Below are 17,360 nucleotides of genomic sequence, written 5' to 3'. Positions count from 1 at the left end.
ATATCTGGCTGATCTTATATTACGAACGGGTGCGCTAGTTGATTAAGGTTCACAAAAATGATCAAGCTTTTTTATAAAAGTTTGATCCAATTACATAGTATAAGGGCATGTTTTGATTAATTTTTTTTCAAAACATGCCCTTTCTATTTATTCATTTATCAAGGTTTCTTGTTTTAATTTGATCAAACTTTGTTTCAAAGCTACATAACGCTGAAATGAAATGAGTTCAGATCATAATGGCTTCGTGAACTCATAAAGAAATAGAGGAGTGAAATAAAACTCCACATTTTACCATATGATGTACATTCTCCACGCCGCCCCTGGAGGCTTTCCCTCCCATGTCTCAACGGGTCATTTGCCCTTTCATTCCTTCGTCATGCCTATCCAAGGGGTGGAGGTCTACCCTAATTATTTTTGAAGGATTATTATCTGCTGATAATGCCCTCGTTCTAGGGGATATGGTAAAGCACCTGCCAAAGGATCAACGTAAGAAAGCCCTATTCTATGGGATATTTGGTGCTTATTTTTTCCGTGTTGTGGCAATTGGATTAGGTGTTTCCTTAATCAACTTTCCTTGGATCAAAATTGTCTGCGGTCACTATCTTCTTTGGATAGTTTTTCAAAATTTTGTTAAGAAAAATGAAGAGGAAGATGACGTTCAAAATAAGAAAATGGGATTTTGGAGAACGGTTTTAACCGTTGAACTAATGGATATTGCTTTCAGCTTTGACAGTGTGATTGCGGCATTTGGCGTTTCTAATCAAGTTTGGGTTTTATTCCTGGGAGGAGTGCTGGGGATCTTAATGATACGCGGGGTCGCTCAATTATTCATAACATTGATTGAAAAAGTTCCTGAATTTGAAATAACTGCGTTTCTTTTGATTGGTGTTGTTGGAATAAAAATGATCATCTCTGCATTTGGTTTCCGTATGGATGAAGTCGTATTATTTAGTATAATAATCGCCGTATTCATGGGAACCTTCATTGTCCACTTATTCAGGAAAAATTCTGGAGATGAAACAACGATGTAATATTTTTAAAAGGGAAGTGCAGGAGTGTCTTTTTTATGGTTCCGCTAAAACGAATGACAAAAGACCAGAAAAAACTTTTACTGGGTTCCATTTATAGGTGCAAGCAATCATATAGCAGATGTATCTTTAAAACAAAGATTAACTGTTTGTAATAAAGTTACACCTTTTTGAAAAAAGTTAAACCATTTATAAAAAGATGAACAGTTTATATGTAGATATTGAATAGGAACTAACACCAATCTTACAAAATTGTAATATAAAGTCTTGAAATGTAATTTGGATCGATGGCAGATCACCCTAGCTCTCTTTTAAAATATAGAAAAAAGAGATAGGATGGTGGCTAGGTTTGGAACTTTCTGAAGTTAATATTTCATTATTTAGATTGGTTAATGATTTAGGAAAAGAGTATACATATTTAAATCCTGTTTTCAGTTTTATTGCTGAATATATGGTTTTAATACTTGCACTAGGTGTTGTTATTATCTGGTTTACACGGGACAAAAACAATAGGATAATGATTCTATGTGCAACAATCACGTTTATTTGTGCATTTACTATTGGTAAAATATCAGGTCAATTTCATTCAAATTATCAACCATTTGCAGAATTATCGGGTGTTAATAAGCTGATAGATAAAGAAAAAGATAATTCCTTTCCAAGTGACCATACAATCTTATTCTTCTCATATTGTATTTCTTTTTGGCTTTTTAAAAGAGGTTGGTCAATATTATGGATCATGTTAGCTTTTCTAGTTGGCATCTCCCGTATATGGGTAGGTGTTCATTATCCTTTTGATGTTATAGCAGGAATACTAATAAGTTTTGCAACTGCAACCTTCATATATTTCACAGTTCCAAAATTAAGTGTTACTAAAAAAATTCTAATGATTTATGAAAAATGTGAGGAGGCACTCTTTCAACCATTTAAAAAGTCAAAAGGAAGCAAAACCAAAACCAAAAACTATTAACGTTATAAATCTAAATCAATTGTTATATGATCAATCTTTTTTATAAAAACAAATCTTAAATCTACTAGAAAAGAATCCATTTTGATCAATCTTTTTTCAAAATGGATTCTTTTTATTTATTGTAAAATGCTGGTTTGTGGGATTTTTTTGATCAAACTTTATTTCAAAGCAACACATAAGCCCTAAAAAACAAAGAAAACCCTCGTCCTTTTCTTACTATCTCAATCAAACAATTAAACTAATAAATAATTGATGAACTACGGGTGCCTATGAGCGCCTTTTTTCTTCTAAGGGCTTAACAATTGATTATTCTTTAGTGTTTGATCCCTGTTTAATGAATGGTTATTTAAGAATACCGAAAAAAACTCTTCATATCAGCTGATGAAGCAAAACAGCTCTGCTTTGTTTCTGATGATCCTCAAACATTTATAGAGAGAGTTAATTTATTATTTTAATACTTGTAAAAGAGAATCATAGAATGTTAAAGTTTAGATGTAAACTTTTTTCTTTTTTGTTTTATCTAGCTGTTAGCTGTTATTCTATGAAGCAAAGAGCCTTTGGGTTCAGTCGATAAGCATATTTTTTATGCAAATTAGACTGTTCCTGAGGGCTCTTTTTTTCGTTTTCAGGGAGGTGAATGAATAATAATAAAAGGATTTTAGGGGCATTTAAAAAACTTTAAGAAAGTGGGCTGAACTAATGAACAACCATAAGAGAGAGTATTGTATTAAGGAAGGGCCGATATTGCCATGTTTAAAATAACATGTTTTTCGCCTGTAGACCCTTCCAAACTTGAAAAGGCGCTTAGAGGTATTCATTTCAAAGTAGTAAAAAACGGTTTTGAATGGAATATGGATGGTACTACTTTTCGGATTGAACCTGGATTGTCAACACTAAACTAGACAATTTTCTTAAGGTGCTTAAGTTTATACTCAACCGGTCTTACATACCCAAGTGGTCCATGAATTCATATGTGATTAAACCAGTGGATGTAGTCTTGTAGTTCCCTTGTCAATTTGGATTGTCAACACTAAACTATCCACTTTATGAAACTTAACTACTGGGTGATAAAAAGCATAGCCAACTGAAAATACAAACTTATAAAGTATAAATAAAAAATCTAAAGGTGGGTAAATATGGAGGGAAGGGTCTATACTCCAGATGAAGTGGCAAGTCTATTTAATATCTCGAAAAATACAGTTTACGAGATGATTAAAAGAGGGGAACTGCGTGCGTTTAAAATAGGGAACAGGTTTAGGATTGAGCGGTCCGAAGTTAGGCGGATTATCTCGTCTAGTGCATCAAGGAGAATAGATGTATGACTAATCTTATAGAAATTCAAAAATTGGAAACTGCAAAAGTACACCAGTTTTTGTGCATTGCTTTGGGATGTAATACCTTTATACACCCCCTTATTGATGAATTATATAGCAAAGATGAGTGGGACTATTATGAAGCGTTTCAGAAATGTGAATGGAAAAATAAACCCCTTTTTTCCATGTACACGACGAAAAGCGAGGAAAAAATCAGGCAAGTGGCGGGTATCGTTGCATGGAGTTATCAAAGCAAGCAGTTTGCCCAGGTGGATCAACTGATTAAAAAAGGATACAAATATGTTTATCAATATATGCAGCAGCATATAAACATAGATTTTGAACACTTTATGCGAAGCTTTGCTAAAAGACAGAAGAAAAATATCGTGAAGGAGATTGAGTTAATCTATCAAAATATTGTCCTTTGGTATCTTTGTGTACGCGAGAACAAACCTTTTAATCAAACGAATGTTGCTTGGAAATCATTTCTAGAAGTATTAAATACATCTATCAATGAAACTGAAGTACAAAACTCCCTGTTTTCGAAAAAGGTGCGCGACCAACATACAAAGGAAATTGATGAACTTTATAAGGAATTTAACATTCCAAAAAATCAACGTTTTGATTCGTTAGGATTTTTATTAGAGTACTTAATTAGCAGTAGCATAAGAAAAATATATGAAACGACCCCAGGGTGTCCAACGAAAAAGGCAGAGGAACAGGTGTTTCAAGACTCTCCAGCGAAATATATTGGAGCAATTGGCGGCTGGTTAAAAACCCTAAAAATTCATGAGTTGGATGCAACTGAACAGGTGCCGCTGACAAAAACGGATCTCGATAACATTTTTTTAGAATTGTTGTATGCCAAAAAATATAATCACATTACAAACGAGGAACAAGCATTATTTTTTATTACTTGCTTGTATATGAAATGTATGAGCTCTCATTATGAGCAAACGAAACAATTATATTTAGATCAATCCAAGCAGGATTATTATCTCGCAATGAAATTGAAAGAATCTCGGATCCATGAACAAGAAGCCATGCTGATTCAAAGGCAGAGGGAATGGCATTTTTCCAATGAACAAAAAGAAAGAGAAATCGAAGGTTTATCTAAGAATCTCCGAGAGGCTCACTCCAAAATACGGCAATTAGAACAGCAAATCACGAATATGGAAGACTATTCAGATGAGGTCCATGCCCTTCGTAATTATATCCATTTGGAAGAGCAGAATGACAGTCATTTCAAAAGTGCTCCATCGATGAAAACCATGACAGAATATATCCAGTCTAAGCGGCTCCTTATCTTTGGTGGCGCCCCGATTTGGCAGCAGAAATTAAAGACGTTGTTTCCCAATATTGAGTTTGTTGATGTAACTGAAGTAAATCGGGATATTTCAAAGATCCAACGGGTCGATGCCGTCTTTATCAATACAAAAGTTTTTTCCCATGCATTTTATAAAAAAATAATCAAGGAATTAAGCAAAACAGATACGCCGCTGTATTATTTAAACGGCCAAAGCAATATGGAAAAAATCACAGAAGAAATCTATAGATGGCTGACAGAGTAAATGAATACCACCTATATCACATTAATAGGTTGTTGATATTGGTAGAAAATTACAACAAACGTTCACAATCACTACCTCTTCAAGTAAATAGTTCTAAGTATTATGATGTTAGTTAAAATGTATTTCTTTGAATCTTATATGTCAGATTTGACATAGTTGTTATGAACTCATAACACTTTGTTATTATTTTTGGGTTTTATATGTCAAAAAAGATATATTTGGCGATTGTGCCTAACGTAGTTGGAGTTTTATATTTGTATTACATATGCCAAAAGAGACATAATAACAAAAACTCTGAAAGTATTGATTAAGAGGTTGAAGATCCTTGGGGGAGGATGAGTGAAGCTAATCAAAAGTCTAGTAAGTTCAGATCAAGATTTCAGAAGGTAGGAGGAGAGGGATAACATGCCAAAACTATCCAGGCGTTCGTTTATGAAGTATACGGCAGCATCAGTTGCAGCGTCATACTAAGCAGAAAAAGAAAAAAACACAATCCCGATCGATTACAAAGGAGATTGATAGAGGGAATTTATTTGTAAAGCCAGGGTGGATTCGTGTTTCTCTTCATCCTACGATACCGAAGAAGAAGTGCTGTATATTGCAGATGGAATATGTGATGTTGTGAATCAAATTGAAAAGTATAAAAAAGATTATCGATATATTCCCGAATCGAATGACTTTATCCATAAGAATGAACCGAACATCATGGATGACAGCTGGTTTAATCTATGCATCTTTCACTGTCATTATGTTGATTAAGGTGGATTAACAGTTCTCCGAGATGTTTTTCAAATAGTTCGTCCACTGAATTTTGTGCTTCTTTTTGAAAAATGGAGTATTGATGTAGTAATTCTTTTCCAACCGGTGTTAAAATGGTGCCTTTTTTCCGATTTCCTTGCTGCCTTTTAACCAGCTGCAGCTGCAATCGTTCCTCTGTTGCTGTTACCTTTCCCCAAGCGGCACGGTAGGACATTTCTAGGGATGCTGCTGCCTGACTCATCGATCCTGTTTTTTCGATTTCCTCAAACAGTCGTATCCGTCCCAAGCCAAATACCACCTCATCCTTGAGTTCAATCCAAATCTTTGATTTCACATTAAGAGAATTTTTATGCGACAACTAATCCCCTCCTCTCATTATAATATTAACCCATTAATTAAGTCGTATATCTATGACAATTTATAAAGTTCACAAATATTTCATCTTCATTTTTCTTTTTTGAATTTTGGGTGTTATTTAAAGAAGACTTTTCGATGTGAAATGGAACCATATACTCAGTCAGGTATAACGTTATATGCCAAGATTTTCAAGGCCTTTAATAAAGATAGTAGTTTAGAGATAAAATGAAGGCAGAGTAGCCTTCCTTTTAAATGTTTCATAAATTATTTTTCCTGTCTGAGAGGTATCATAATCTCCTAATGAGTGAACTTCTGACTTAAACTGAGGGGAAGATAAAATACCATCAATGAATTATTTAAAGCTTTATCGATGAAAGTGGACCATATTTGTTATAAACGATAGCTTTCATCACTACTCCTCCTAATTCCCTTCGGATTTTTCCATTTAACTCATTAATAAATAACACTAAATAACTATAAAAGACCCACTAATTAAAAGATAATCCAGTTAAAAGACATTCAAGACTGGAATCCATCAGAATTATTTTCATAAGCAAAAGATGTTGAGGGAATTAAAAAATGGTTAGATGTTCAAGAATTGGCTAAGGAATGGCACGAACCGTTGGCAGTACTTTTCTTTCTACTTCAACTTGAGATCGGATAAATTTAAATGAAGAAGATCAATAAGCTGCTAAACTTATAATAGGAAGGAAAGCTCAGGAGAATACTTTTCATCGTAGAGAATATATACAGAATAGGAATCTAAGCACGCACTTTCTGGTGAAGGGGAAATCTTATGAATAAATTAGTAAATGACAATCTGTATGAAACGAGAAATAACCTGGTAAAGGAGATTACTTTATTAAGTGATGTTCAATTTAATAGTAAGCCTGATATGAATAAGTGGAGTATAGCACAAGTTTGCCATCACTTAGTTTTAGTGGAAGAGGCATCTATAAAGGCTATTGCATGGGGATTAAAAGAGATTGATAGTACTCAAAAAGAACGTAAAAAAGTTCACCTTATATTATCGGATAGAACGAAAAAGATTAAAGCTCCAAAAATCGTTGAACCAGATGTAGGACCATTTGAAGTTCAGCAAATAATTGATTTGTTAAACGATTCAAGAAATAAATTGATGACTTTTCTTTGTACTATAGAAGATAAATCCATATTGGCGGAAAAATCAGTGAAGCATCCTGCTTTTGGCGAATTACCTCTTGATCAATGGATTGAACAGATATATTTGCATGAACAGCGACACATAGAACAAATAAAAGAGATAAAATTACTTTTAGATGCGAGACACTAAACTTATGGTTATAAACGGATTCTTGTTTAAGTAAAGGGTAATTAGCATATGGAGGGCAACTCCCAAAAAAACGTTGATAAGGAAAGCAGTAGTGAGAGTAGCTGTTGTATAACTTATCTTTATATCAGTGAAAGTGGTGGAACAGTACCAATGAAGTGTCTAATCAACATGGAGGGATAGCCACTAGACTAATGAAGAATCATTTAATCATGCAAGGCAAATCTTATCGGTTAATAAGGTTCTCGTAAGACTAAAAGAGGTTTACCTCCCACGGGAGGCACCGACTTATTGAAACGGAAGAAATGAGACACGGAAGATGTCTCGATTTCAGAAGTGTTGATGATTAAATAGAAATGGATTAGTTGGAACGCAGTATGAGGTGAAAGTCTCATGTACGGTGTAGACGGGGGAAAGGGAACGATAACTTCAAACCTGATTAGCTTACAAGGCTGTAAAGAATGGGCTGGGCTAGGAGTTTTTCTAGATGGAACTGGACAAGAGCTTGAAATTTCATCATTAGGTTGGGGCCTAGGCATTCAATGTATGATGGTAGCGTATCCTTATTTAGAAACTGGAGCGGTCATCATGACAAACGCTGATTTAGGTGTCCATCAATTGAAGGGTATGATTGGAGAAGTATATAAATCTCTTACATCTTAAATTACCATTACTGGGACAACAAAATAATGAAACGGTATTTGTAGTAGATAGTGACGAAGTTATACTTGCAGGAATGGGGCTAATTTCAGATCATTGGTAGCCGGATTATCAAATAATAGAAGTTATTACAAATCAAAATAAATAATGCATTAAAACGGTTGAACTCGTAGATGAATTTCACCGTTTTTTTATTGTTTTCATTTCTGTTATTAAGATTACTTTTTTACTTGTGGATACCCTTAACAAAAATGGTTTAGCTATGTTGTGGGTCTTTTCATTTCAATAAAACTCCTAGCTAATCGTATGAAAGTACTTCGTGACTCCGAAAAGCTAGTATAAATCCTTTTGATGTGTAAGTTATATAGGTATAAAAATCAGCAAAGAGTAATTTCGAGAGCCAACACAACAACCAATATCACATTTATGAAATTTATTTTCATTATTTCAAACAAATTTCACATTTATTGGTTAAAATGACAAAGTGATCATGTATGGGAGCGAGGATGCCATGGCTATGAAAATGACAAATTACATAATTATTATCCTCGCGTTGTGGCTTGGCATGCCCGCTGCAGCCGGAGCAGCAGGTTCTTTGCAGAGCAAAATCGATAAAGCGCCAAAGGGGGCAGTAATAGAAATAGAGCAGGGGGTGTATGAAGAAACGATCAAGATCTCTAAGCCAATTGTCCTCGAAGGGAAGGGCAATGTTCTCCTTCGTTCCTGCGGTTCGGAACCGACCGTGAGCCTGAATGGTAAAGGGGTCACGCTAAGGAATATCCACGTGGAATATTGCGGAGATGAAGGGGAAAGCTCAGGAATATATGTGAGCGGTTCCAACCATATTCTGGAGGGACTCAGCATAAAGACGAAGCGGTTCGGCGTCAGGCTTGATAACGCGGCTGAGGTAATAATCAGAGATACTTGGATTAATGGCAGTAAAAAGGGAAATGGGATTGATTTATGGCAGTCTAAACAAAATTCAATAGAAAATGTTGTGGTTTCCAATGTGTCTGATGGTCTTTATTTAGAGCGGAGCAATGGAAATACTCTCAGGGAAAATCATATCCAAAACTCACGCTATGGTATTCATCTTATGTTCTCAGATGATAATTTGCTTTATGAAAATGTTTCTAGCAATAACTCAACAGGTAGCATGGTGATGGAAGCGACAGGAACGGTCATAAAGAATAATAAATTCTCTTACAATAACAAAAATGTTAATGCACAGGGATTGCTGCTTTATAAAGCTTTTGACACGGACGTGAGGGGAAATGAGTTCATTTCCAATCGAGTAGGGATTTTTATTGAGGAAGCTGAAGAAAATAAAGTAGAGTCGAATAAAATAATGGACAACTTCATTGGAGTCCAATTTAAAAAAGCGAATGGCAACAGCGCTGCCGAGAATAATTTTATTGGCAATGTCAACGATGCGCAGGCCATTGAAAGCTCAGATAATAGAATGGATGGGAACTTTTGGGATGCATCAAGCAAAGTGGATGCGAATGGGAACGGTATTAGTGAAATAGCATTTACTGCTGATCCGTATTTTCTCACACTGACAGCGGATGTCCCGGAATACCAATTATTTTTTCAATCACCAGGACTGATCCTGTTACAGAATATGTTAAAAAGCCCGACTGATAAATTGTTAATAGATTCAGCACCTCTTATGGACATGACAATGAAAGCCGAAAAAGAAAAATCATCAAGTATTACTTTATGGATCATGAGTTCTGTGATGGTTTTAACTAGTCTTAGTTTATTCATTTTGGGGAGGAAAAGAAGATGAAGAAAAAGTACTTTAGTATAATTGTATTAACAGGAATAATGTTGATTCTTGCAGCATGCGGCAAGGATGAAGTGAAACCAGCTGCGATTGACGAAGCAACGGACAAATGTGAGGTATGTAATATGGCAGTCGCTGACGGTCCGGATGCAACCCAAATTGTTTTGGAAGATGGAAAATCAATGGTATTTGATGATATCGGCTGCATGTACGCTTATCTTGATAAAAACAAAGACAAGAAAATCGCTGCTGAATTTGTACGTGATCACCATGACAAAGGGTGGGTTGAAGCAGGAGATGCAACATATGTATACAATAAATCTGTGAAAACTCCGATGGCATATAACGTCGTCTCGTTTAAAGATGAAGCTAAGGCGAAAAAATTTGCTGGAAAAAATGAAGGAAGCACAATCATGACTGAAAAGGAACTGGCTGATCACAGCTGGGAACGAAACAAAGATATGATGATGAAGAATAAAATGAAACACCATTCCCATTCAGATGGAATGAAAGATAGTGAAGGTTCAGGCGAAATGAAGGATAGTAAGGATTCGGATGAAATGACAGATAGTAAAGATTCCGGTGATATGAAAGAAGATCATGATAAAGATTCCGACGAAATGAAAGAAGAACATAGTAAAGAAGATTCTCATTAAAAAAGCGGGCCGTCACTGTTAACGGGACGGCCCTTTTCTTTTTTAGCCGGGAAAATGCCGAAACCAGAAATGAGGAATGCAGATGTGGAATATTTGGCGCTCTGAACTGCGCATGACAGTGCGGCAACGATCGTATTATTCTTTTTTAGTGTTATGGGTGGTTGTATTATCGCTCCTGTTTTTACTCCAGAGCAGTGCTCCTTCCCTGACTGGATATACCAATATGACCGGAACGATAGTGAATGTCGCCCTGTATATCATTCCGCTTTTCATGCTGATTATCGGTTCCTTTTCAATTGCTAATGAAATGGAAAGTGGTCAATGGCGGCTCCTCAGTACATATCCGCTATCTACTATTTCATATATAGCAGGGAAAATAGGCGGTCAATTTACTGCTCAAGCGATTGTGTTCACTTTTAGTTATGGAATTAGTTTGGCAATAGGTTTGATAAGTGGAAATGGGTTTTCCGGTGAATGGCTTTTGTCTATTTACTTTTTCTCTATCAGTCTCATTTTTTTCTTTCTCATTCTTGGTATAACAGTAGGGTGTTTTGTATCAACAAGGTGGCAGGCGCTATCTATATCAGTCATTATCTGGTTTTTCCTTATCATGATTTGGCCGACCGCGTTAATTGGTGTTCTAGGCAACGTGCCATATACATGGATTGCCCCACTAATGAAGATTGCTATATTTTCCAATCCTGCTGAATTCCTTCGTGTGAGTCTGGTCGTATCCCTGGATGGCGGGGCAGTTTTTGGGCAATCCTACGATTCACTAGTGACTTCCTTAAAAGCTCCTTCTGCAATCTATGTATATATCCTTTATGGCATCGGATACTTAACAATAACAGTGTTGTGCTCGGTGCTTCTGCTCGAGAGGAGGAAGAGACGGTGAATAGCTTAAAAGTGGATAATGTCTCGAAAATTTATAAGAAAAAAACAGCTTTATATCCATCTTCTTTTGAAGCAGAGCAGGGAACTTGTGTTGTTTTATGCGGCGGGAATGGCGCAGGAAAAAGCACCTTGCTGCAAATACTTAGCGGTATCCTTCCGCCATCAAGCGGTACATCTGCTATTTATGGGAAAAATATGAGCTCTGACCGTAAAAATTATATAAGAGAGATTGGGTTCATGCCCGATGATTTTCATGCCCAGGAAATGATGACGGTGGTAGAATTCCTGGACTTTTATGCTTCTTTCCGGAAAGTGAGCAAAGATAGAGTGAACGATGTACTGGATTTGCTTGGGCTTACTGACAAAAAAAGCGAACTAGTAAAAAGCCTGTCTAAGGGAATGAGGCAGCGGCTATTATTCGGCCAATCAATTTTAGCCGAACCTAATGTTTTATTGCTCGATGAGCCAACAAACGGGTTAGACCCCTACTGGGTAAACAAGTTCGTTGAAATGCTTAAGAGAATAAAAGAAAGAGGTACGATCATCGTCTTTTCTACTCATATGATGGATGTAGCAGCTGAGACAGGTGATGTCATTCTCTTTATGAAACAAGGGAAAATCATTCAGACAATCAATAATGAAGACAAATCAGAAGAGACGGCAATGAAACTAATGAAACTCCATCGACAATGAAAAGCATCGGTTACATGCTGATGCTTTTATTATATGTGATAAAGTAATAGAGATATTGGAAAATTAAATATGATTTGGTATAGTTTAGTAAAAAGGACGTGCGATATTGGATCATATTAAATTAGAAGCATTAAAAGATTCACATGCTAGCAGTTTGTATGGCGTATTGAAAGATGATAAAATATATACTTTCATCCCTGAAGGTCCTCCGGAAAGCTTGGAAGTGTTGATGCAAAAGTTTAGCCGCCTGGCAAAGGGTGCTCCAGAGCATATCCCAGAGGTTTGGCTGAACTATGCCATTTATAGTACAGAATTAAATCAATATATCGGTACAACTCAGGCCACAATTAGCAAGGATACAAGGAAAGCGACAATTGCCTATATTTTATCTCCGATGCATTGGGGAAAAGGATTTGCCAAACAAGCCGTTTCACTGATGATGGATTCAATAATTTCAGAATATGATGTGAAGGAATTTGACGCCTATATAGATACGAGAAACAGTAAGTCAGTGAGCTTAGTTAAAGGGTTAGGGTTCGATCAAATAAACTATATCAAAAATGCTGATTTCTTCAAGGGACATGACAGCCATGAGTTTGTCTACTCCATAAAATCAGAGCAGTGGGAAAGGCAAAAAGATAAGTTTCTATAGACACAAATAAGCAGGAATCCGCTTAACTGGATTCCTGCTTATTTGTATCCAACTATAAAGTTGGCAGTCTGGATATTTTTATCCGTTGGCCGGAGCTGTTTTTTGCTGTTCTTCCTTGTGTACGCCTGTAATGCCATATTCATCAAGCATGGCTGTGATTGCTTCCAGCTGACTAAGACTTTCGATGACCACAAAATTATTCTTAAACCATGATCTTTTTACAGAGAATTTCAGAATAAAACCATTGTCAACTCGGGCATCTAGTCCGTAATAGGTGTGCCAGCGGACAATTTTTTCAGTTCGGTAAGAGGTGATCTGGTATGCGGGAACATAGCGGCCATTCAATATAATCCCTTTGTCGACTATGTACAGGTTACCGGGATGCTGGATAGATTCGACAATCACGAAAAACAAATATGCAACTGAAAGGAACGCGTTGTCAAATTGATCGGACGTGAGGGAGATGACAAGAAGCAGGACTGAGAACAGAAGTGCGGCAACTGTTCCCCATTTCACTTTTAGAAATGACTTGGAATGAATCGAAAGGGGCTGCATTTCCTTCCATTCATTTGGGATCAGGATGCCGGAAAACTCATCAGGGGAGGCGGGATATCTTGCATTTTTGCTTAATTTAGCTGCCTTGCCAATATTGTAGCGATACTCGAGAAGAAAAAAAACACCTGTTAAGAATATGAAACCATAGAATAGGTTGAGATACATCTTGGCCACTCCTTTCCATTTACTCCTAAATTATACATCAATGCCAACCCGTCATGGAAGAAGGATATTTCCCATGTTTTATAAAAAAGCTGTAATGTACCTGCAGATGGCTAGTATTGTATGCATTCATATTTATATTGGATACAATTATCGTACTTTTCTAAATGTTTTGATTGAAAAACACTATTTCAAGCTGTTATAGTATACATATTGGATACAATCGGAGGAGAGAGGGTGATAGATTGGATATTTCCGCAAAGGAGAAATTTTCGATTGTTCAGCATGTGACGAAAAGTTTACGAAAGGCGATATTGAGCGGAACACTAAAGAAAGGGGACCGTCTTGGGCAGGAAGAATGGGCTGAACGGCTGAATGTAAGCCGGATGCCGATTCGTGAAGCGCTGACACAGCTGCAAATGGAGGGGCTTGTTACCCTTGTTCCGCACAAAGGGGCATTTGTCACGCCGATTACGACGAACGATATCGAAGAAATCTATCATACTCGTATGGTCCTTGAAGGTCTTGCAGCAGAAAAATCGTTGCCTTTTTTAACTGAACAAGATAAAAGCCGAATGAAGGAAGTACTGGTGAAGATGGAGGAGCTCGAGATTTCCGATGATACAAACGAAGAGTATATAGGGCTCAATTCATCCTTTCACACAACACTTCTGAAGGGCTGTCCGTGGCCGCGTGTATTGAAAATGGTTGAGATGCTGGGCATTTCCCCGATCGCGCCGAGCCTGCTCGTGCATTATTACCGCGAAACACAGCAGGAACATCGGATGATTTATGAGGCGGTGCTGCGTGGGGATCCTTCCGAAGTGCGCTCTGCTCTTGAATACCATCTTCTGCGGACAAAAAATAATCTGATTTATTATATGAACGAATTGAACAAAGATCAATAAGGGGGAATCTATATATGTTTGATTTTGCAATCGTCGGAGGAGGAATTGTCGGCCTTTCAACAGGTATGGCAATTTATCAGCGTTATCCTAATGCTAAGGTTGTAGTCTTTGAGAAAGAATCCAGGGTGGCAGAACACCAGACGGGTCATAACAGCGGTGTCATCCATTCAGGTATTTATTATAAGCCAGGGAGTTTCAAGGCCCGCTTTGCACGACAAGGCAGCAAGTCGATGACCGAGTTTTGCCAAATTCATGGAATTGACCATGATATTTGCGGAAAAGTGATTGTCGCCACGAAACAAGAAGAATTGTCGCTTCTGGACAATTTGTATCAGCGAGGGCTGCAAAATACCCTAGGCATAGAACAAATCGGGGTGGACGAACTGAGGGAAATCGAGCCTCATGTGAACGGGCTTGGAGCCATCCGTGTGCCGCAGGCAGGAATTGTCAACTATAGGCAAGTAAGTGAAAAGTTCGCCAGCCTGATTATGGAGAACGGCGGGGAGATCCATTTGAACACGAAAGCCGAAAAGATCACAGAAGAAAGTGACTATGTGACGATTGAGACGAATAAAGGGACCTTCAAATCAAGGATGCTAATCAATTGCGCAGGTTTGCATAGCGACCGGGTCGCCAAGGCAGCAGGCTATTTAACAGACATGAAGATTGTGCCTTTCCGCGGCGAGTACTTTAAGCTCAAGCCGGAGAAACGCTATCTTGTCAAAAACCTCATTTACCCTGTACCAAATCCGAAATTCCCGTTTCTTGGTGTCCATTTTACAAGAATGATCAGCGGCGAAGTTGATGCAGGGCCTAATGCCGTATTGAGCTTTAAACGTGAAGGCTATAAAAAAACGGACCTTAATCTTAATGACCTTGCGGAAGTTTTGAGCTATGGAGGCTTCTGGAAACTAGCGGGTAAGTTTATGAAAGAAGGAATGGATGAATATGTCCGTTCGTTCAGCAAAAAGCAATTCACGAAGAGCCTTCAGGAACTGATTCCTGAAATCGTCGAAGATGACTTGATTCCTGCGCCTGCCGGAGTTCGCGCTCAGGCATTGAAGTATGATGGAAACATGGTGGATGATTTCCACATCATCATGGGAAAACGCTCGATCCATGTATGTAATGCTCCATCGCCGGCTGCGACCGCTTCAATCGAAATCGGAAAAGAAGTTGTCAGCCGCATTCCTGAGCAATCGCATTTACTGGAAGCAGAACTGGTATAATTGAAAGCTTTATAAAAAAATCCAGGGAGTCGATGATTCATGATGAACGGAAAAACAATTTTTATTGCGGGCCACGCTCGTTTGCCACAGGGAATGGCAGCAAAAAGTGTGTTTGAAACATTGACGATCACTGCTGAAGTTGATATAAAATACGGCGTGATCCTGGAGGCATCCTGTACGCTCGCAACAAATCACGGCCGCGAGTTTATCGGACAGCTGTTGAAGGGGACCAGTCTCATCGATGGAATCAACGATGCCATCGAAATGATCCAGACATATTACCACGGCAAAGCAACCAATGCGCTGATTGCCGCTCTGAAGGATTTGGACCTTCATTTCAAACAAATGAAGTCGGATGAAAAAAGTAAAGTGAAAATTGATTGACAATTTAATTTTTTCACAATATAATAAACGTATCCAATGATTATAACTTGTTAACCCTTTGGAAAATGCCATTCCAGAATCCGTGAACAGTGTTGTAACATATTGAACGGGAAAATAAACAACAGACAACTGCATATTCACTGTGCCTCTACTTGCCTAGAGCAGCGAAGTGGATATAAGCCAGTTATACAGCTTGATACCTTAATGACGGGGGATCTCTGTATAGCTGGCTTTTTATATTTCCTGTTACACGATCAAAATCACATTAACAGGAGGAATAAAACGATGAGTATGACAGAAGTGAAAAAAGCAAGATTCGAGAAGAAAACAGAAGCCTATGAGGTAGCGGTTCATCCGCAGACAAGCCGCCTGTACCACATCAAACTCTCTGCAAAAGTGATTGCAAACTTCCTTGACAGCGTAAAGCAGGAAAGCTATTCCGTCCAGCATCTTGAATATACTCCTTACGCTCGCCAAATTGTCGCATCTTTGCTCCTCGATCAGACAGGCGAAGAGTTCGGTGATCTTCTTCGAAGCATTGTGCATGACCGTGAATCTGGGGGCTTTACCCTTGGCCTTGAAGGAGTGACGGAAGATACTGATGAGTATGTCGTTTTCGCGACAGCTGTTTCGCATCTTGTCGGGGTACCGAACTTTGATGCCATGTCAGGGAAATATTATGCTCGTTTTACTGTAAAAGATACAGATACCAGCGATTCTTATCTGCGCCAGGCATACCGCCTGTTTACACTCCATACAGATGGAACATTCGTCGACGAGCCGACAGACTGGCTTCTGATGATGAAAATGGTTGAAGAAAACGCACGCGGCGGCGAATCACGTCTTTTGCACCTTGATGACTGGAAAGAACTAAACAAGTATTTACAGCATCCATTAAGCAGCCGTAAGTTCACATATAAAGCGCCTAGCAGCAAAAACGTGGACCAGGAAGTCAACAGGTTGACATTCTTCAATTACAACAATAAGCCAGGCATGTGCTATATCGATCAGTTTGTTTATCCTGAATCCATCGAAGAAGCAAAATACCTTCGCGACCTGTCAAGTTCCATGGAACATGACGAAAGCGTCATCGAACTGGAACTTCCGGTTGGCAGCCTTGTCGTGATCAACAACATCTTCTGGCTACATGGTCGCGCGGCCTTTGAAAAAGACCCGAATCTGAATCGTGAATTGCTCCGCCAACGCGGAAGATTCAACAGCTAATAACGATTAAATTCCTTTTTGCGGCCTTTGCCGTGAAAGGGAATTTTTATTTTGATCAGAAGATAAAAGAGGCGCCGATATTTTGTTTTGTAAGCCGAAAATCCGGTATATACCAACATGTAAATTATTTCGATCAGCTTGCATAGGATATCGGGCATTGCCGGGAGGGACGGCTCGAAATCGATCAACATCGGTCGGATATCGACCAATGCGAGTGGAAATCGATCAGCCTGGGATTGAAATCGAC

At 38.1% G+C, this 17,360-nt stretch carries 16 protein-coding genes and 2 pseudogenes; 16 read left to right on the top strand and 2 right to left on the bottom strand.

All coding sequences use genetic code 11. The features are described 5' to 3' along the window. The first annotated feature begins 338 nt into the window (after positions 1-338). The 5 genes from D1970_RS17810 to D1970_RS23465 all read left to right on the top strand — a co-directional run bounded on the left by D1970_RS17810 (position 339) and on the right by D1970_RS23465 (position 5,353). Positions 339-1,031 carry a MeeY/MeeF family manganese export membrane protein gene (locus tag D1970_RS17810; RefSeq protein WP_119114215.1) on the top strand — a complete coding sequence of 231 codons (693 nt, stop codon included), beginning with the start codon at positions 339-341 and terminating at the stop codon, positions 1,029-1,031. 346 nt (positions 1,032-1,377) lie between these two features. After that, positions 1,378-1,998: an undecaprenyl-diphosphatase gene (locus D1970_RS17805; RefSeq protein ID WP_119114214.1), complete on the top strand. Its 621-nt coding sequence runs from the start codon at positions 1,378-1,380 to the stop codon at positions 1,996-1,998. A gap of 1,136 nt (positions 1,999-3,134) precedes the next feature. After that, positions 3,135-3,320, top strand: coding sequence for a helix-turn-helix domain-containing protein (locus D1970_RS17795; protein ID WP_119114213.1), 186 nt, complete (start codon positions 3,135-3,137; stop codon positions 3,318-3,320). Continuing rightward, the gene (locus D1970_RS17790; protein WP_119114212.1) at positions 3,317-4,882 is read left to right on the top strand and encodes a hypothetical protein; all 1,566 of its coding nucleotides are present in this window, start codon (positions 3,317-3,319) and stop codon (positions 4,880-4,882) included. Before D1970_RS17795 ends, D1970_RS17790 begins: the two co-directional genes overlap by 4 nt. Before the next feature lie 405 nt (positions 4,883-5,287). Next, complete coding sequence (locus D1970_RS23465) at positions 5,288-5,353, top strand: twin-arginine translocation signal domain-containing protein (protein ID WP_119114218.1); 66 nt, start codon at positions 5,288-5,290, stop codon at positions 5,351-5,353. Positions 5,354-5,603: 250 nt separating this feature from the next. Here the strand turns inward: D1970_RS23465 and D1970_RS17780 are convergent, their stop codons facing one another. Beyond that, a complete protein-coding gene (locus D1970_RS17780; protein ID WP_119114211.1) occupies positions 5,604-5,999 on the bottom strand; it encodes a winged helix-turn-helix domain-containing protein in 396 nt (131 codons plus the stop codon). Between the two features lie 795 nt (positions 6,000-6,794). Here D1970_RS17780 and D1970_RS17775 point away from each other — a divergent pair. From D1970_RS17775 to D1970_RS17745, 7 genes and pseudogenes are all read left to right on the top strand, one after another. Beyond that, entirely contained in the window at positions 6,795-7,310 is a 516-nt protein-coding gene (locus D1970_RS17775; protein ID WP_119114210.1) for a DinB family protein, read from the top strand. A 429-nt stretch (positions 7,311-7,739) separates the two neighbouring features. Beyond that, positions 7,740-7,970 (top strand): annotated as a pseudogene (locus tag D1970_RS17770) (serine hydrolase domain-containing protein); the annotation flags it as partial. 514 nt (positions 7,971-8,484) lie between these two features. Further along, the gene (locus D1970_RS17765; RefSeq protein WP_119114209.1) at positions 8,485-9,759 is read left to right on the top strand and encodes a right-handed parallel beta-helix repeat-containing protein; all 1,275 of its coding nucleotides are present in this window, start codon (positions 8,485-8,487) and stop codon (positions 9,757-9,759) included. Beyond that, positions 9,756-10,253, top strand: a pseudogene (locus D1970_RS17760) (nitrous oxide reductase accessory protein NosL); the annotation flags it as partial. The gene D1970_RS17765 and the pseudogene D1970_RS17760, both read left to right, overlap by 4 nt. 241 nt (positions 10,254-10,494) lie before the next feature. Then, positions 10,495-11,307 (top strand): ABC transporter permease, encoded by an 813-nt coding sequence (locus tag D1970_RS17755; protein WP_119114207.1) that lies wholly within the window; start codon positions 10,495-10,497, stop codon positions 11,305-11,307. Next, the gene (locus D1970_RS17750; protein WP_119114206.1) at positions 11,304-11,999 is read left to right on the top strand and encodes an ABC transporter ATP-binding protein; all 696 of its coding nucleotides are present in this window, start codon (positions 11,304-11,306) and stop codon (positions 11,997-11,999) included. Before D1970_RS17755 ends, D1970_RS17750 begins: the two co-directional genes overlap by 4 nt. 106 nt (positions 12,000-12,105) lie before the next feature. Next, positions 12,106-12,651, top strand: a complete 546-nt coding sequence (locus tag D1970_RS17745) for a GNAT family N-acetyltransferase (protein ID WP_181213263.1) — start codon at positions 12,106-12,108, stop codon at positions 12,649-12,651. Positions 12,652-12,729: 78 nt separating this feature from the next. On the opposite strand, the gene D1970_RS17740 is transcribed toward D1970_RS17745, so the two are convergent. After that, positions 12,730-13,371: a hypothetical protein gene (locus D1970_RS17740; protein ID WP_119114204.1), complete on the bottom strand. Its 642-nt coding sequence runs from the start codon at positions 13,369-13,371 to the stop codon at positions 12,730-12,732. A gap of 242 nt (positions 13,372-13,613) precedes the next feature. On the opposite strand from D1970_RS17740, the gene D1970_RS17735 reads away from it, so the two are divergent. The 4 genes from D1970_RS17735 to glaH all read left to right on the top strand — a co-directional run bounded on the left by D1970_RS17735 (position 13,614) and on the right by glaH (position 17,113). Then, positions 13,614-14,276 carry a GntR family transcriptional regulator gene (locus D1970_RS17735; RefSeq protein WP_119114203.1) on the top strand — a complete coding sequence of 221 codons (663 nt, stop codon included), beginning with the start codon at positions 13,614-13,616 and terminating at the stop codon, positions 14,274-14,276. A 14-nt stretch (positions 14,277-14,290) separates the two neighbouring features. Continuing rightward, positions 14,291-15,505 (top strand): L-2-hydroxyglutarate dehydrogenase, encoded by a 1,215-nt coding sequence (gene lhgD / locus D1970_RS17730; protein WP_119114202.1) that lies wholly within the window; start codon positions 14,291-14,293, stop codon positions 15,503-15,505. Positions 15,506-15,544: 39 nt separating this feature from the next. Beyond that, positions 15,545-15,889 (top strand): DUF3870 domain-containing protein, encoded by a 345-nt coding sequence (locus D1970_RS17725; protein WP_374978566.1) that lies wholly within the window; start codon positions 15,545-15,547, stop codon positions 15,887-15,889. Between the two features lie 285 nt (positions 15,890-16,174). Continuing rightward, entirely contained in the window at positions 16,175-17,113 is a 939-nt protein-coding gene (glaH, locus tag D1970_RS17720) for a glutarate dioxygenase GlaH (protein WP_119114201.1), read from the top strand. Positions 17,114-17,360: the final 247 nt, after the last annotated feature.

Source organism: Mesobacillus zeae (assembly GCF_003570705.1).
Classification (GTDB): Bacteria; Bacillota; Bacilli; order Bacillales; family Cytobacillaceae; genus Mesobacillus_C; species Mesobacillus_C zeae.
This window is presented reverse-complemented; position numbering and strand designations above follow the sequence as displayed.

Bases quoted from the DNA above. Each gene is read 5' to 3' on its own strand.
- D1970_RS17740 (WP_119114204.1), bottom strand. From the start codon at position 13,371: ATGTATCTCAACCTATTCTATGGTTTCATATTCTTAACAGGTGTTTTT.
- lhgD (WP_119114202.1), top strand. From the start codon at position 14,291: ATGTTTGATTTTGCAATCGTCGGAGGAGGAATTGTCGGCCTTTCAACA.
- D1970_RS17765 (WP_119114209.1), top strand. From the start codon at position 8,485: ATGAAAATGACAAATTACATAATTATTATCCTCGCGTTGTGGCTTGGC.
- D1970_RS17725 (WP_374978566.1), top strand. From the start codon at position 15,545: ATGATGAACGGAAAAACAATTTTTATTGCGGGCCACGCTCGTTTGCCA.
- glaH (WP_119114201.1), top strand. From the start codon at position 16,175: ATGAGTATGACAGAAGTGAAAAAAGCAAGATTCGAGAAGAAAACAGAA.
- D1970_RS17810 (WP_119114215.1), top strand. From the start codon at position 339: ATGTCTCAACGGGTCATTTGCCCTTTCATTCCTTCGTCATGCCTATCC.
- D1970_RS17775 (WP_119114210.1), top strand. From the start codon at position 6,795: ATGAATAAATTAGTAAATGACAATCTGTATGAAACGAGAAATAACCTG.
- D1970_RS17790 (WP_119114212.1), top strand. From the start codon at position 3,317: ATGACTAATCTTATAGAAATTCAAAAATTGGAAACTGCAAAAGTACAC.
- D1970_RS17755 (WP_119114207.1), top strand. From the start codon at position 10,495: ATGTGGAATATTTGGCGCTCTGAACTGCGCATGACAGTGCGGCAACGA.
- D1970_RS17795 (WP_119114213.1), top strand. From the start codon at position 3,135: ATGGAGGGAAGGGTCTATACTCCAGATGAAGTGGCAAGTCTATTTAAT.